This is a genomic window from Pseudomonas sp. 6D_7.1_Bac1 (genome assembly GCF_025465945.1).
GTDB lineage: Bacteria > Pseudomonadota > Gammaproteobacteria > Pseudomonadales > Pseudomonadaceae > Aquipseudomonas.
In genome coordinates this window covers 219,310-234,254 of sequence record NZ_JANLNW010000072.1, presented here as the reverse complement: position 1 = coordinate 234,254, position 14,945 = coordinate 219,310, and the positions used below count along the sequence as shown (strand labels likewise).

The following is a 14,945-nucleotide window of genomic DNA, read 5'->3' as shown; positions in this document are numbered from 1 at the left end:
CCGAGCGTTGGGGTGAAACAGGTGTAAACCTATTTCAGGACTAGACACTCTATGCTTCTTCGTTGCCTGTCAGGCCCCTATCGCGAGCAGGCTCGCTCCCACATAAGGCCCATGCTGTACACAAAACCTGTGTTCACATCGGTCAACTGTGGGAGCGAGCCTGCTCGCGATGATGGACTGTCAGCCAGCGAAAATCTCAGGTGAGTTCGAAGGTATCGGCATCCAGATTCGCCGGGAACCGCGTGCGATAAGCCGCCAATTCCGCAGCGTTCAGCACAACCTGAAACACCCCATCAGCCTCACCGGCACCGAGCAGTGTCTCGCCCTGAAAATCCAGCACCTGGCTGTCACCGGTATAGGCAAAGCCCTTGCCGTCGGTACCAATCCGGTTCACCGCTGCAACATAGCAGAGGTTCTCGATGGCCCGCGCCGGCAGCAAACGGTTCCAGTGTTGACGCCGTGCGCCCGGCCAGTTGGCGGTGTACAGCAGCAGATCGGTGTCTTGCGCATCGCGGCTCCACACCGGGAAGCGCAGGTCGTAGCAAATCAGCGGACGCACCCGCCAGCCCTTGAGCTCGAACTGCACCTGACAGTCGCCTGCGGTGTAATGCTTGTGCTCGCCGGCCATGCGAAACAGGTGACGCTTGTCATAATGCAGAACCTCACCGTCTGGCTGCGCCCACAACAGCCGATTGCGATGGCTGCCATCAGCGGCCTGGACAATCACGCTGCCGGTAATCACCGCGTCAAGTTTGGCGGCCTGCACTCGCAGCCATTTGCTGGTCGGGCCGTTTTCCGTTTCAGCGAGGGTTTGCGACTCCATGGAAAAACCGGTGGTGAACATCTCCGGCAGGATGATCAAGTCAGCGCCCCGTGCCTGCTCCAGCAACTGCTCGAAATGCTCAAGGTTGGCCTGACGGTCATGCCAGGCCAACGTGGTCTGGATCAATGCAAGGTTCAGATTGGGTAAGGCTGTCAGATCGCGCATAGTTTTTCCGCTGCCTGACGCAGCGTCTCCTCACGCTTGGCAAAACACAGGCGCACCAGACGCTGTTCCTGCGGCGGGTTCTGGTAGAACACCGAAATCGGGATTGCCGCCACGCCATGCTCGCGAGTCATCCACATGGCCATCTCGACATCGTTCAGGTCCGGGCGGATCTGCGAATAGTCGACCAACTGGAAGTAGGTTCCGGTGACCTTGGTAAAGCTGAAGCGCGAAGGTGCCAGCAAATCACAGAACAGATCACGTTTGGCCTGATAGAAACCTGGCAACTCTTCGACGTGTTCCGGATGCTCGGCCATGAAGTCGGCCAGCGCGTACTGCAATGGGGTCACGCCGCAGAAGCTGACGTATTGATGCACCTTGCGCAATTCGTCCGTAAGCGCCGGTGGTGCAACCACGTAGCCGGTTTTCCAGCCAGTGACGTGGTAGGTCTTGCCGAACGAGCTGACCACGAAAGCACGCTGATACAGCTCTTCATGGGCCAACACACTGACATGCGGCACGCCGTCGAACACCAGATGTTCATACACCTCGTCGCTGATCAGGTAAATATCGCGGTCGCGGATCAACGCTGCCAACTGGTCCAGCTCGGCGCGCGAGATCAGCGCACCACTCGGGTTATGCGGCGAGTTGAGGATGATCATCCGCGTACGTGGGCTCAGCGCTTCGCCGAGCTTCTGGAAATCGATGGCGAAATCCTTCAGCCCCAACGGCACATGCACACAACGACCGCCGGCCAATGCCACCGAGGGCTCATAACTGTCGTAGGCCGGATCGAAGACGATCACTTCGTCACCGCTGTGGATAACCGCCTGAATGGCGGAGAAGATCGCCTGGGTCGCGCCGGGGGTGATAGTCACCTCGGTGTCGGCATTCACGCTGGCGCCATAGCTGCGGGCGATCTTCGCCGCCACTTGCTGGCGCAACGCCGGCAGGCCGGTCATCGGTGAATACTGGTTATGGCCATTGGCGATGTGCCGGCCAACCGCATCGCACAAGGCTTGCGGAGCGTCGAAATCGGGGAACCCCTGGGACAGGTTGATCGCGCCGCTCGAAGCCGCGAGTTGAGACATTTGGGTGAAGATAGTGATGCCGACATTCGGCAGCTTGCTGGTGATCATCGGTGGTTCCCTACTGAACACCCGGCTCTAACGGCGGCGCGGGAGAGCCCGAGGATAGCTCAAACATCAGATACGAAAAAGGGCGCCATAGGCGCCCTTCTTCTGATTTGAAAGTCTTCCCAATCAACGCTTGTCGCGGCGCTTCTTGTCGGCTTTCTTGTGGTGCGTCATCAAGCGGCGCTTCTTGTTGACCTGACGGTCGGTGAGCGTGTTCTTGTTGCCTTCGTACGGGTTCTCACCCCCTTTGAACTCGATGCGGATCGGCGTACCGACCAGCTTCAAGACGCGACGGTAGGTGTTTTCCAGATAACGGACGTAAGACTTCGGAACCTTCTCGACCTGGTTACCGTGGATCACGATGATCGGCGGGTTCGCGCCACCCAAGTGGGCATAACGCAGCTTGATCCGACGGTTGTTGACCATCGGTGGCGCGTGCTCACCGACCGCATCTTCCAGAATCTGGGTCAGGCGGTTGGTCGGCCAGCGGGTGACCGCGGACTTGAACGAGTTCTGCACCGACGCGTAGAGGTTGCCCACGCCAGTACCGTGCAGGGCCGAGATGAAGTGGATGTCGGCGAAGTCGACGAAGAACAGCCGACGTTGCAGCTCGACCTTCACGAAGTCGCGCTCGCTCGGCGTCATGCCGTCCCACTTGTTGATCGCGATCACCAACGCACGACCCGCTTCCAGGGCAAAGCCCAGCAGGTTGAGGTCGTGGTCCACCACGCCTTCGCGGGCGTCCATCACGAAGATCACCACGTTGGCGTCTTTGATCGCTTGCAGGGTTTTGACCACGGAGAATTTTTCGACTTCTTCGTGGATCTTGCCGCGCTTGCGCACACCCGCGGTATCGATCAGCGTGTACTTTTCGTCGTTACGCTCGAACGGGATGTAGATACTGTCGCGGGTGGTGCCAGGCTGGTCATACACGATCACCCGGTCTTCACCGAGCATGCGGTTGACCAACGTCGATTTGCCGACGTTCGGGCGACCAATGATAGCGATCTTGATACCGTCTTTTTCGCTTGGGCCAGGAATGCGCTTGGCTTCCTCGCCTTCGGCAACGATCTCTTCTTCACCGTCTTCCGGCTCTTCGTCGTCTTTAGGGAAGTCGCTCAGGGCGATTTCCAGCATCTGGGTGATGCCACGACCGTGGGCACCGGCGATCGGGATCGCGTGGCCCATACCCAATGGGGCGAACTCGGCGCGGGCCATTTCAGGGTCGATGTTGTCGACCTTGTTGGCAACCACGTAAGAACGCTTGTTACGCTTGCGCAAGTGCTCGGCGATCATCTGGTCGGCCGCAGTGAAACCGGCTTTGGCATCTACCAGGAACAGAACGACATCCGCTTCTTCAATGGCCAGCAGCGACTGCTCGGCCATTTTTTCGTCCATACCGTGTTCGTCACCGGAGATACCGCCAGTGTCGACCAAAATGTAGGAACGCCCTTGCCACTTGGCCTCACCGTATTGGCGATCACGGGTCAGACCGGACAAGTCGCCGACGATGGCGTCGCGAGTCCTGGTCAGGCGGTTGAACAAGGTGGACTTGCCGACGTTCGGTCGGCCCACCAGGGCGATTACGGGAACCATGCGGCTCTCCACTTCGTTATTTCAGAAAATACAAAAGCCGCTGCGAGGCAGCGGCTGGTGCTCGGGGCAGCACTTGATGTGCCGCAAGCCTTGTAGAACAAGGCTGCCTGGGAACATTGCTATCCCCAAGCATAGTCAAACCATTACTTGATGGTCAGGGCTTCCAGTTTGCCACTGTTGCCAAACACGTAAATCATGTCACCCACCACCAGCGGACGGACACGCAGGCCGTCGCTGTCGATGCGTTCACGGCCGACGAAACGACCGTCCACCTGACTCAGCAGGTGCAGGTAACCTTCCAGGTCACCGACGGCAACGTAGCTGGAGAACACTTCCGGTGCCGTCAGTTGACGACGGGCCAGCGAGTCGTTGCTCCACAACGCGGTGGTAGAACGCTCGTCGATGCCTTCAACGGTACCCGAAGCCAGGCTCACGTAGACGCTGCCGAAACCTTGAGCGACACCGGCATAGCTGGAAGCATCACGCTGCCAGAGCTGACGACCGCTTTGCAGGTCCAGGGCCGCAACACGCCCCTGATAGCTGACCACATAGATCTTGTCACCGGACAGCAGCAGGCCACCGTCGATATCGACCACGCGCTCCAGCTCCGAGCGACCCTGTGGGATCGCAATGCGCTGCTCCCAGACCGGCACGCCGTTGGAGATATCCAGAGCGACCACTTTACCGGACGACAGACCGGCAAGCGCCAGATGATTGGTCACGACCGGCGCACTGGTACCGCGCAGGGTCAGTACCGCAGGCGTGCTGTCATACAACCAGCGCTGGTTGCCGGTGGCAGCATCCAGACCGATCAGATGATCGCCCTGAGTCTGCACCACCACAACGTCACCGTTGTTGGCAGGCGGTGCGAGCACTTCACTGGACACGCGAGCGCGCCATTTCTCTTCACCGGTGCTTGCGTCCAGGGCAATGACTTCGCCTTTGAGCGTACCGACCATGAGCAGCCCGTAACCCACGCCAACGCCGCCAGACACAGGCAGTTCGAGATCTTTCTTCCATTTGACGTCGCCGTTCATGCGATCCAGCGCCATCACGATGCCTTTGGAGTCGGCAGCATAGAGGGTGTTGCCTTCGATGGCCGGCACCAGCAGGTTGTAGATTTCGCCCTGACCGTTACCCACCGAACGACTCCACTGCTTTTGCAGGACGACTTCTTCTTTGAAGTCGACCAGCTCAGCCGGTGGCAGTTCTTTTTTGCTGTTGCTGCTGCAACCCGTGGCCAGAATGGCCAGAGCCAGCAATGCTGCATGTTTCCAACGGATCACGTCACGCATCCCCTTTGGCCAGGTCGTCCAGCTTGATTTGTAAGCCACCGACCGCCGCTTCATCCGACAGCGCAGCCTTGGCTTTTTGATAAGCGGCATAGGCTTCATCGGTACGACCCAACTGGACCAGCAGGTCACCCTTGAGTTCTTCGCGAGTGGCCAGGAATGCCTTGTCGGCATCACCTTCGAGCAGTTTCAGTGCTTCGTCAGTCTTGTTCTGTGCAGCCAGAACCTGAGCCAGACGTTGACGTGCGACTTCACCCAGGGTCGGGTTGGCCGGCTTGTCAGCGACTGCCTTGAGCTCGCTTGCAGCGTCGTCCAGCTTTCCGCCGTCGACCGCGACTTTCGCCACGAACAGGCTGCCGTATTGTGCGTAAGCGGTGCCGCCGAACTCGCTATTGAGCTTGTTGGCCAGGTCCGCTACACGGGCCATGTCAGGCTTGCCGTCCGGGGTCAGCGTGGTTTCCAGCAGTTGCTGATAGAGCATCGAGGCGCCTTGCGACTGATTGCTCTGATACTTGTGAAACGCCTGCCAGCCGAACACGATGACCAGCGCCAACAGGCCGCCGGTCACTAGAGGTTTGCCGTTACGCTGCCACCAGTCTTTGAATTCCGCCAGATGTTCGTCTTCGGTACTCGACACCCCAATACTCCTTATTCGCTAAATCGGCTGTTTGACAGCTTCAACCCTGCACGACGCAGGTGGCCAGGTGAGCGGCAAGCGCATCCCAGGCAATGCTTTGTTGTTCGCCCTGGCCACGCAGGGGTTTGAAACCTACCACTTGCTGGGCCATTTCGTCGTCGCCGAGGATCAATGCGTACAGCGCACCGCTCTTGTCGGCCTTCTTGAACTGACTTTTGAAGCTGCCGGCGCCGGCATTGATCTGCAGTCGCAGGTTAGGCAGCTGATCACGAACCCGCTCGCTCAGTGTCAGCGCTGCCAACTCGGCGGCTTCACCGAAAGCGCAGAGGTAGACATCGACCTGCCGGGAGATTTCTTCCGGGATCTGCTCCAGGGTTTCGAGCAACAGCACCAGACGCTCGATGCCCATGGCGAAACCAACGCCCGGGGTCGGCTTGCCGCCCATTTGCTCGACCAGACCGTCGTAACGGCCACCCGCGCAGACAGTGCCCTGGGCGCCGAGTTTGTCGGTGACCCATTCGAATACGGTTTTGCTGTAGTAATCCAGCCCGCGCACCAGCTTCGGGTTGATCACATAAGGAATGCCGGCGGCATCCAGACGCGCCTTCAGGCCCTCGAAGTGAGTGCGGGACTCTTCGTCGAGGTAGTCAGCCATCTTCGGCGCATCGACCAGGGCCGCCTGGGTATCGGCGTTCTTGGTATCAAGCACCCGCAGCGGGTTGGTTTTCAGACGGCGCTGGCTGTCTTCGTCCAGTTGGTCCAGTCGTGCCGTCAGGTACTCCACCAGCGCGTCGCGATAACGACCGCGGGATTCGCTGGTGCCCAGGCTGTTGAGTTCGAGCTTGACCGCGTCACGGATGCCCAACTCGCCCCACAGGCGCCAGGTCAGCACGATCAGTTCGGCGTCGATGTCCGGACCATCAAGGTTGAAGACCTCGCAACCGATCTGGTGGAACTGGCGATAACGACCTTTTTGCGGACGCTCGTGGCGGAACATCGGGCCGATGTACCAGAGTTTCTGCACCTGGCCACCGCCGGTGATGCCGTGCTCAAGCACGGCACGCACGCACGCAGCGGTGCCTTCTGGACGCAAGGTCAGCGAGTCGCCGTTACGGTCGTCGAAGGTGTACATCTCTTTTTCGACGATGTCGGTCACTTCACCGATGGAGCGTTTGAACAGCTCGGTGAACTCGACGATCGGCATGCGAATCTGCTTGTAACCGTAGTTATCCAGCAAACGCGAAACGGTGCCCTCGAAATGACGCCACAGCGGGGTCTGTTCGGGCAGGATGTCGTTCATGCCACGAATGGCTTGCAGAGACTTGCTCACAAAATTTCCTTAATTCGTTCGATCAGCCGCGGGCGATAACTGCCGCGTCGGCTTCGACCTTTTCGGCCGCTTTCTGGCGGATCAGCCGTTCCAGCTCATCCACCAGATTGTCATTCGTCAATTTCTGCGACGGCTTGCCGTCGATGTAAATCAGGTTTGGCGTACCGCCAGTCAGGCCGATGTGGGCCTCTTTGGCTTCGCCGGGGCCGTTGACCACACAACCGATGACCGCAACATCCAGCGGCACCAGCAGATCTTCGAGGCGCCCTTCCAGTTCGTTCATGGTTTTCACCACATCGAAGTTCTGCCGCGAGCAGCTCGGGCAGGCGATGAAGTTGATGCCACGGGAACGCAGGTGCAGGGACTTGAGAATGTCGTACCCGACTTTCACTTCCTCGACCGGGTCAGCCGCCAACGAGATGCGGATAGTATCGCCAATCCCTTCGGCGAGCAGCATACCGAGGCCCACGGCGGATTTCACTGTGCCTGAACGCAAACCACCGGCTTCGGTGATGCCCAGGTGCAGTGGCTGGACAATTTCCTTGGCCAGCAGGCGGTAGGCTTCGACGGCCATGAACACGTCGGAGGCCTTCACGCTGACCTTGAAGTCCTGGAAGTTCAGGCGTTCAAGGTGCTCGACGTGACGCAGGGCCGACTCGACCAGCGCGGCTGGCGTTGGCTCGCCGTATTTCTTTTGCAGGTCTTTTTCCAGGGAGCCGGCGTTGACACCGATACGGATCGGAATCCCCCGGTCACGGGCGGCATCGACCACCGCGCGCACACGGTCTTCACGACCGATGTTGCCCGGGTTGATCCGCAGGCAATCGACGCCCAGTTCGGCTACGCGCAAGGCGATCTTGTAGTCGAAGTGGATGTCGGCAACTAACGGAACTTTGACCAGTTGCTTGATTCGACCGAAAGCTTCGGCGGCGTCCATGTCTGGAACGGAAATCCGCACGATATCGACACCGGCAGCTTCCAGACGATTGATCTGGGCCACGGTGGCGGCCACGTCATTGGTGTCGCTGTTGGTCATGCTCTGTACAGCGATCGGCGCATCACCGCCCACCGGTACCGAACCAACCCAGATCTTGCGGGATTCGCGACGTTTGATTGGAGATTCGCCGTGCATGACTTATTGACCCAACTTCAGGCGAGCAGTCTCGCCACTGGTGAACGGAGCTACATCGACCACTTGCCCGTTGTAGCTGACCTGCGCGCCACGGGCATAGCCCAGACGCACTGCAAACGGTGGTTTGCCGCTGACGTCGGCGGTTTCGCCTTTACGCTTGAGACCGCTCAACAGCACTTTGCCGTTGCCATCGGTGACTTGTGCCCAGCAGTCGGCGGAGAACTTGATCTGAACCTGGCCCGCGCCGGCAACCGGAGTGGCCGGTGCTGCAGCCGGAGCGGCTGGTGCTGGCGCGACGGCCACGACTGGCGCTGGCGCAACAGGCGCGATCGGTGTCGCTGGCGTCGCAACAACCGGGGCTGGTGCGGTGCGGGCGGGTGCGACAACCGGAGCCGTCGGCGCGACCACCGGGGCTACCGGAGCGGCCGGAGCTGGCGCTTCAACATTGGCCTGAACTTCGGCAGTGGCCGAGCCTTCAGGCAGCGCAAGCGGGGTTCCAGCTTCGGTCTGACCTTCTACCACGGCCTGATCTTCCGGCTCGTCGAGCGGATGGATCTGCGTGGTGCCATCAGCGCCTTCGACTTCGACGTGCTCAGGGCTCAGGCCGATCAGGTCCTTGGTGCGCAACGAGGTTTGATCCTGCCACCAGACAAAACCGCCACCCACCACGGCAACCAGTAGCAACAGGCTGACAATTCGCAAAATGGTGTGGGACACCCGCGATGGCTCCTCGATACGCCCAAGGCCTTGCACGTTGCTGCCCCGGGAGTCGGTGCCGGTGAGCTGATCGAACTGTTGAACCAGAGCGGCCTGGTCCATGCCAAGCAGTTTGGCGTAAGCGCGGATATAGCCGCGAGCAAAGGTATGCCCAGGCAGCTTGTCGAAAGCGCCGTCTTCCAGATTCTTCAAGGAATTCACGGTGAGATTGAGCTTGAGAGCCACCTCCGCCAGCGACCAACCATTGCCTTCGCGGGCCTGACGCAGGGTCTCTCCGGGGTTTACGCGAGTCGCTGCTACAACTTCTGGATGCGCCGCTTTCATCATTGCTCCGACAGGTATTGCTGATATTCCGGCGTACCGGGATAGAGTCGTTTTAATTGCAGGCCCAAGCTGGCGGCCTTGTCGCGATCTTCGAACACGCTGGCCAGTCGAACGCCGAGCAATAGACTACGTGCATTTTGCTCGGCAAGCAGGCTAAAACGATCGTAATAGTCACGCGCGGGCACATAATGCCTGTCTTCGTAGGACAACTCAGCCATTTCCAGCAACGCGCGTGGCTGTTGTCGGTTCAGGCGCAGGGCTTTTTCCAGTTGTTGCTGGGCCAACTCCCGCTGACCGAGCATCGTAGCGGTCATGCCCAGGTTCTCGAAAACCCGTGAACGCTCAGGATAAAGGCTATCGGCAGCCGCTTGCTCAAAGCGTTCGTATGCTTCTTTGTAACGTTTCTCTTCAAAGAGAAAGCTGCCGTAGTTGTTCAGGATACGTGCATCGCCCGGACGACCGGACAGTGCCTTGCGAAAATGCTGATCGGCGAGCTCGGGCTCCATCTCGGCCTGAAACACCAGGCCCAACGCCGCGTTGGCATCCGGGTCGGAGTCATCCAGCTCAAGCGCCTTCTTGAGCGGGACTTTTGCCCGTTCAGTCATGCCCTGCTGCAGATACCCCACGCCCAGTTGCACATACGCAGCACGCGCCTCGTCACGCCCCTTGCTGGTTTTCATCGGATTGAAATCACCCGACAGAACACAGCCAGCCGTCAGGCTGGCAAACAGCAGAAGCAGCGCCAGGCGCAGGGACATAGAGATCCTCTCTTAAGTACGATTCGCAGCGTCTTGCGCCATATCGTTGTCGGCGCTCAATTCACGCACGGCGATATAACGCTCGCTACGACGGGTGCGATCCAGCACCTGTCCTACCAATTGGCCACACGCGGCGTCGATGTCTTCGCCACGGGTGGTACGCACGGTGACATTGAAGCCAGCGTGATGAAGTTGATCCTGGAAACGACGGATGGCGTTGTTGCTCGGCCGCTCGTAACCGGAATGAGGGAACGGGTTGAACGGGATCAGGTTGATCTTGCACGGAACATTCTTGAGCAACTCGATCATTTCAACGGCATGCTCGACCTTGTCGTTGATGTCCTTGAGCAAGGTGTACTCGATGGTCAGCACGCGTTTTTCGCCCAGGGACGACATGTAGCGCTGGCACGACTCGAGGAGCATCTTAAGCGGGTATTTCTTGTTGATCGGCACCAATTGGTTACGCAATGCGTCATTCGGTGCGTGCAGGGACAACGCCAGGGAGACGTCGATGTGCTTGGACAGCTCATCGATCATCGGCACCACGCCCGAGGTCGACAGGGTCACACGGCGCTTGGAAATGCCGTAACCCAGGTCATCCATCATCAGGTGCATGGCGGCAACGACGTTGTCGAAGTTCAGCAGCGGCTCGCCCATGCCCATCATCACCACGTTGGTGATGGCACGGTCGGCGGTTGCCGGGATGCTGCCGAACGATTTATTGGCAATCCACACCTGGCCGATGACTTCGGCAGCAGTGAGGTTGCTGTTGAAACCTTGCTTGCCAGTGGAGCAGAAACTGCAATCCAGGGCACAGCCTGCCTGGGACGAAACGCACAGAGTGCCGCGTTTGCCCTGGGGAATGTACACGGTCTCGACGCAGCTGCCGGACGCCACGCGCACCACCCACTTACGGGTGCCGTCGCTGGAGATGTCCTCGCTGACCACTTCGGGGCCGCGAACTTCAGCAATCGCCTTGAGCTTGTCGCGCAAGGCTTTGCTGACGTTCGTCATGGCGTCGAAATCATCGACGCCAAGGTGGTGAATCCACTTCATTACCTGACCGGCACGGAAACGCTTCTCCCCGATTGAGTCGAAGAATTTTTCCATTTCCAGCTGAGTCAGACCCAGCAGGTTAATTTTTGCAGTCGATGTAGTCATGGATTCACCTTCACTCATAAGCCAATGCTTAGCGAGTGGTTACTTCAGTAGCTGCGAAGAAGTACGAGATTTCGCGAGCAGCAGCGGCTTCGGAGTCCGAACCGTGTACAGCGTTGGCGTCGATGGAATCAGCGAAGTCAGCGCGGATGGTACCGGCAGCAGCTTCTTTAGGGTTGGTAGCGCCCATCAGCTCACGGTTCAGAGCGATAGCGTTTTCGCCTTCCAGAACCTGAACGACAACCGGACCGGAGATCATGAAAGCAACCAGGTCGCCGAAGAAACCACGAGCGCTGTGCTCAGCGTAGAAGCCTTCAGCTTCGGCTTTGGACAGTTGCTTCAGTTTCGAAGCTACAACGCGCAGGCCAGCTTTTTCGAAACGAGTGGTGATCTCGCCGATAACGTTTTTTGCAACAGCGTCAGGCTTGATGATGGAGAAAGTACGTTGAACAGCCATGGTGTAACTCCAGAAACGGTAATTTGCGAAAAATTAAACCCGCGAATTATACGCGGGTTCTTTGGTATTGCCTAACGGCGTACGGCGCGTTCAGTCGGCTTCTTCGATCCAGGCCGCTTGAATGGCTTCAAGCACCTTCTCGCCACCGCGAGCAGCGTCATCATTGAACTCTGGCAATGCCAGCACCCATTGGTGCAGATCGACGAAGTTCACGTAACGCGGATCCACATCCGGCTTGCTTTCAGCCAGCTGGATCGCGATTTCCAGCACATCAACCCATTTAAGACTCATGACAATTCCTTGAATCAGTGCGGCGCTTCGGCTGCATGGTTGAGCGAGTATTTCGGAATTTCGACGGTCAGGTCTTCAGTCCCGACGATCGCCTGGCAGGTCAGGCGCGACTGCGCTTCCAGACCCCAGGCCCGATCAAGATAGTCCTCTTCCAACTCGTCAGCCTCCCCCAGCGAATCGAAACCTTCGCGAATGATGCAGTGACAGGTGGTGCAGGCACAGACGCCGCCGCAGGCGCTCTCGATCTCGATATGGTTGTCATGGGCGACTTCGAGAATGGACTTGCCGGTCTCTGCCTCTACAACCATACCGTCCGGGCAATGCTCGGCGTGTGGCAGAAAAATGATCTGCGGCATCAGTTATTCCTCGATTTCATTCAGGTTGCGCCCCGCCAGAGCGGCTTTCACCGTCGAGTCCAGGCGGCGGGCAGCAAAGGCATCGGTCACTTGCGACAGACGCTTGGTCTGCTGCTCGATGGCGTAACCATCGGTGCCTTTCATCAATTCGGTCAGCTCCTGCATCTGCAATTGGATGACCATGCGCTCTTCGGCGTCGAGCAGACGCTCGCCGTCAACATCCAGGGCGCCCTGCACCGCTTCGATCAAACGCTGGGCATCGACTTGCTGCTCACGCAGCACGCGGGCGACCTTGTCGTCATTGGCGTGCTGAAACGAATCCTTGAGCATGCGGGCGATTTCGCCGTCGGTCAGGCCGTAGGACGGCTTGACCTGGATGCTCGCCTCAACGCCCGAACCCAACTCGCGGGCGGCAACGCTGAGCAAGCCATCGGCATCGACCTGGAAGGTCACACGAATCTTCGCCGCACCCGCCACCATGGCTGGAATGCCGCGCAATTCGAAGCGCGCCAGGGAGCGGCAATCGCTGATCAGCTCGCGCTCGCCCTGCAACACGTGGATCGCCATGGCCGACTGGCCATCTTTATACGTCGTGAAGTCCTGGGCGCGAGCGACGGGGATGGTGGTGTTACGCGGGATCACCTTCTCCATCAGGCCGCCCATGGTTTCCAGCCCCAAGGACAACGGAATCACGTCGAGCAGCAGCAGTTCATCACCATCGCGCTTGTTGCCAGCCAAGGTATCGGCCTGGATCGCAGCACCAATGGCCACCACTTGATCCGGATCGATCTCGGTCAGTGGCTGACGACCAAAGGCTTCAGCCACGGCATCGCGAACACGCGGCACACGGGTCGAACCGCCGACCATCACAACCGCCTTCACGTCTTCCAGTTCGATACCGGAATCACGCACAGCGCGACGGCAGGCTTTCAGGCTGCGAGCAACCATTGGCTCGATCAAGGCGTCAAAGGCTTCGCGAGTCAGCGAGGCTTTCCAATCGCCATAAGCGACTTCAACAACCGCAACACTGGTCAGCGCTTCTTTGGCCGCGCAGGCAGTTTGCAGCAGATGACGTTGCGCGCCCGGATCGAGGTCAGCGGACAAGCCCGCGCTCTCGATGATCCAGCCAGCAATCGCGTGGTCGAAGTCATCGCCGCCCAGGGCGCTGTCGCCGCCGGTCGCCAGCACTTCAAACACACCGCCGGTCAGACGCAGAATCGAAATATCGAAGGTACCGCCGCCCAGGTCATAAATGGCAACCAGGCCTTCGGCCTGTTGATCCAGACCATAAGCCACCGCCGCAGCGGTCGGCTCATTGAGCAAACGCAGTACGTTCAGGCCGGCCAGCTTGGCCGCATCCTTGGTCGCCTGGCGTTGCGCGTCATCGAAGTAAGCCGGAACGGTGATCACCGCGCCAACCAGTTCGCCACCCAGCGTCAATTCGGCGCGCTGACGCAGCACCTTGAGAATATCGGCGGAGACTTCGACCGGGCTTTTCGGCCCTTGGACGGTGTCGATGAACGGCATGTGCGACTCGCCATCGACAAAGTGGTACGGCAGCTGTTCGCCCAATTGCTTGACGTCGGACAGACCACGACCCATCAAGCGCTTGACCGACAACACCGTGTTCAACGGATCGGTAGCGGCTGCCAGTTTGGCGGATTCGCCAACCTCGACACGGTCAGCGTGATAGCGCACCGCAGACGGCAGAATGACCCGCCCTTGCGCGTCGGCCAGCGGCTCGGAAAGACCACTGCGCAACGCAGCGACCAGCGAATTGGTAGTGCCCAAGTCGATCCCCACAGCCAGACGACGCTGGTGCGGTTGAGGACTTTGGCCGGGTTCGGCGATCTGCAGTAGGGCCATCGTTATCAGGACTTATCTGTATATCAGGCGTGCGACCGAGGCGGCACTGGGTTAATCGTCGAGGCGCTCTTCTAACTGGCGCACTTCGTAGGTGAGCTTGTCGAGGAACTGCATGCGTCGCATCAGGCGTTCGGCCTGTTCACGTTGCGCCGCATCATTCCAGCAAGCTGCGAAGCTTTCGTTCAGTTCATCCTGAGCGACCTTCAGGCGACGCTTGAACACCGCAATACCGGCCAGATCGGCGCTGTCTTGCAGGTCTTCGAGCTCTTCACGCCATTGCATCTGCTGCAGAAGAAAATCCGGATCATGCACCGTGACCTCCAGCGGTAGCTCATGACCGCCCATGGCGAGCAGGTAACGTGCGCGCCTGGGGGGGCTTTTGAGCGTCTGGTAGGCCTCGTTGAGGCTCGCGGATTGCTCTAGCGCCAGCCGTTGCTCACGCTCGGAAGCGTCAGCAAAGCGGTCTGGATGAACGCCGCGCGCCAACTCACGGTAGCGCGTAGCCAGCTGATCGAGATCCAGAGTGAAGCTCGGTTGCAGCTCAAATAAAGCGAAATGACAAGGAGTACCCACGAGCAGCCTCAGATGTTGAAGCTTTCGCCGCAGCCACATTCACCGCGCACGTTGGGATTGTTGAACTTGAAGCCTTCGTTCAACCCTTCCTTGACGAAATCGAGCTCGGTACCGTCCAGGTACGCCAGGCTTTTCGGATCGATGATCACTTTCTCGCCGTGACTTTCGAATACCTGATCGTCTGCCCCTACCTCATCGACAAACTCCAGCACGTAGGCAAGGCCGGAACAGCCCGTGGTGCGAACACCCAGACGAATCCCATCACCCTTGCCGCGCCCGTCTAGGGAGCGTCGCACGTGTTGAGCAGCCGCTTCTGTCATGCTGATAGCCATCGGTG

At 59.2% G+C, this 14,945-nt stretch carries 16 protein-coding genes; all 16 read right to left on the bottom strand.

What is annotated here, in order from left to right; all coding sequences use genetic code 11:
* Window positions 1–196: 196 nt before the first annotated feature.
* A complete protein-coding gene (locus NTD87_RS20740) occupies window positions 197–988 on the bottom strand; it encodes an amidohydrolase (RefSeq protein ID WP_262116043.1) in 792 nt (263 codons plus the stop codon).
* Entirely contained in the window at window positions 976–2,124 is a 1,149-nt protein-coding gene (locus NTD87_RS20735; protein ID WP_262116042.1) for a pyridoxal phosphate-dependent aminotransferase, read from the bottom strand. The genes NTD87_RS20740 and NTD87_RS20735 overlap by 13 nt, the downstream gene beginning before the upstream one ends.
* 123 nt (window positions 2,125–2,247) lie before the next feature.
* Complete coding sequence (der, locus tag NTD87_RS20730) at window positions 2,248–3,717, bottom strand: ribosome biogenesis GTPase Der (RefSeq protein ID WP_123425101.1); 1,470 nt, start codon at window positions 3,715–3,717, stop codon at window positions 2,248–2,250.
* 143 nt (window positions 3,718–3,860) lie between these two features.
* Entirely contained in the window at window positions 3,861–5,012 is a 1,152-nt protein-coding gene (gene bamB / locus NTD87_RS20725; RefSeq protein WP_262116041.1) for an outer membrane protein assembly factor BamB, read from the bottom strand.
* Window positions 5,005–5,646, bottom strand: a complete 642-nt coding sequence (locus NTD87_RS20720) for a tetratricopeptide repeat protein (RefSeq protein ID WP_262116040.1) — start codon at window positions 5,644–5,646, stop codon at window positions 5,005–5,007. The genes bamB and NTD87_RS20720 overlap by 8 nt, the downstream gene beginning before the upstream one ends.
* Before the next feature lie 40 nt (window positions 5,647–5,686).
* Window positions 5,687–6,976: a histidine--tRNA ligase gene (hisS, locus tag NTD87_RS20715; RefSeq protein WP_262116039.1), complete on the bottom strand. Its 1,290-nt coding sequence runs from the start codon at window positions 6,974–6,976 to the stop codon at window positions 5,687–5,689.
* Window positions 6,977–6,998: 22 nt separating this feature from the next.
* Window positions 6,999–8,108, bottom strand: coding sequence for a flavodoxin-dependent (E)-4-hydroxy-3-methylbut-2-enyl-diphosphate synthase (ispG, locus tag NTD87_RS20710; protein ID WP_019693460.1), 1,110 nt, complete (start codon window positions 8,106–8,108; stop codon window positions 6,999–7,001).
* Window positions 8,109–8,111: 3 nt separating this feature from the next.
* Window positions 8,112–9,149, bottom strand: coding sequence for a RodZ domain-containing protein (locus tag NTD87_RS20705; RefSeq protein ID WP_262116038.1), 1,038 nt, complete (start codon window positions 9,147–9,149; stop codon window positions 8,112–8,114).
* Entirely contained in the window at window positions 9,149–9,907 is a 759-nt protein-coding gene (gene pilW, locus NTD87_RS20700; RefSeq protein WP_262116037.1) for a type IV pilus biogenesis/stability protein PilW, read from the bottom strand. The genes NTD87_RS20705 and pilW overlap by 1 nt, the downstream gene beginning before the upstream one ends.
* 12 nt (window positions 9,908–9,919) lie before the next feature.
* Window positions 9,920–11,068, bottom strand: a complete 1,149-nt coding sequence (rlmN, locus tag NTD87_RS20695; RefSeq protein WP_262116036.1) for a 23S rRNA (adenine(2503)-C(2))-methyltransferase RlmN — start codon at window positions 11,066–11,068, stop codon at window positions 9,920–9,922.
* Between the two features lie 28 nt (window positions 11,069–11,096).
* A complete protein-coding gene (gene ndk / locus NTD87_RS20690) occupies window positions 11,097–11,522 on the bottom strand; it encodes a nucleoside-diphosphate kinase (protein ID WP_007916882.1) in 426 nt (141 codons plus the stop codon).
* A 90-nt stretch (window positions 11,523–11,612) separates the two neighbouring features.
* Window positions 11,613–11,813 (bottom strand): Fe-S cluster assembly protein IscX, encoded by a 201-nt coding sequence (gene iscX / locus NTD87_RS20685; protein ID WP_071553503.1) that lies wholly within the window; start codon window positions 11,811–11,813, stop codon window positions 11,613–11,615.
* A 14-nt stretch (window positions 11,814–11,827) separates the two neighbouring features.
* A complete protein-coding gene (fdx, locus tag NTD87_RS20680) occupies window positions 11,828–12,169 on the bottom strand; it encodes an ISC system 2Fe-2S type ferredoxin (RefSeq protein WP_262116035.1) in 342 nt (113 codons plus the stop codon).
* A 3-nt stretch (window positions 12,170–12,172) separates the two neighbouring features.
* A complete protein-coding gene (hscA, locus tag NTD87_RS20675) occupies window positions 12,173–14,035 on the bottom strand; it encodes a Fe-S protein assembly chaperone HscA (RefSeq protein ID WP_262116034.1) in 1,863 nt (620 codons plus the stop codon).
* A gap of 51 nt (window positions 14,036–14,086) precedes the next feature.
* Window positions 14,087–14,608, bottom strand: coding sequence for a co-chaperone HscB (hscB, locus tag NTD87_RS20670; protein ID WP_262116033.1), 522 nt, complete (start codon window positions 14,606–14,608; stop codon window positions 14,087–14,089).
* Window positions 14,609–14,616: 8 nt separating this feature from the next.
* Window positions 14,617–14,940, bottom strand: a complete 324-nt coding sequence (iscA, locus tag NTD87_RS20665; RefSeq protein WP_123425091.1) for an iron-sulfur cluster assembly protein IscA — start codon at window positions 14,938–14,940, stop codon at window positions 14,617–14,619.
* Window positions 14,941–14,945: the final 5 nt, after the last annotated feature.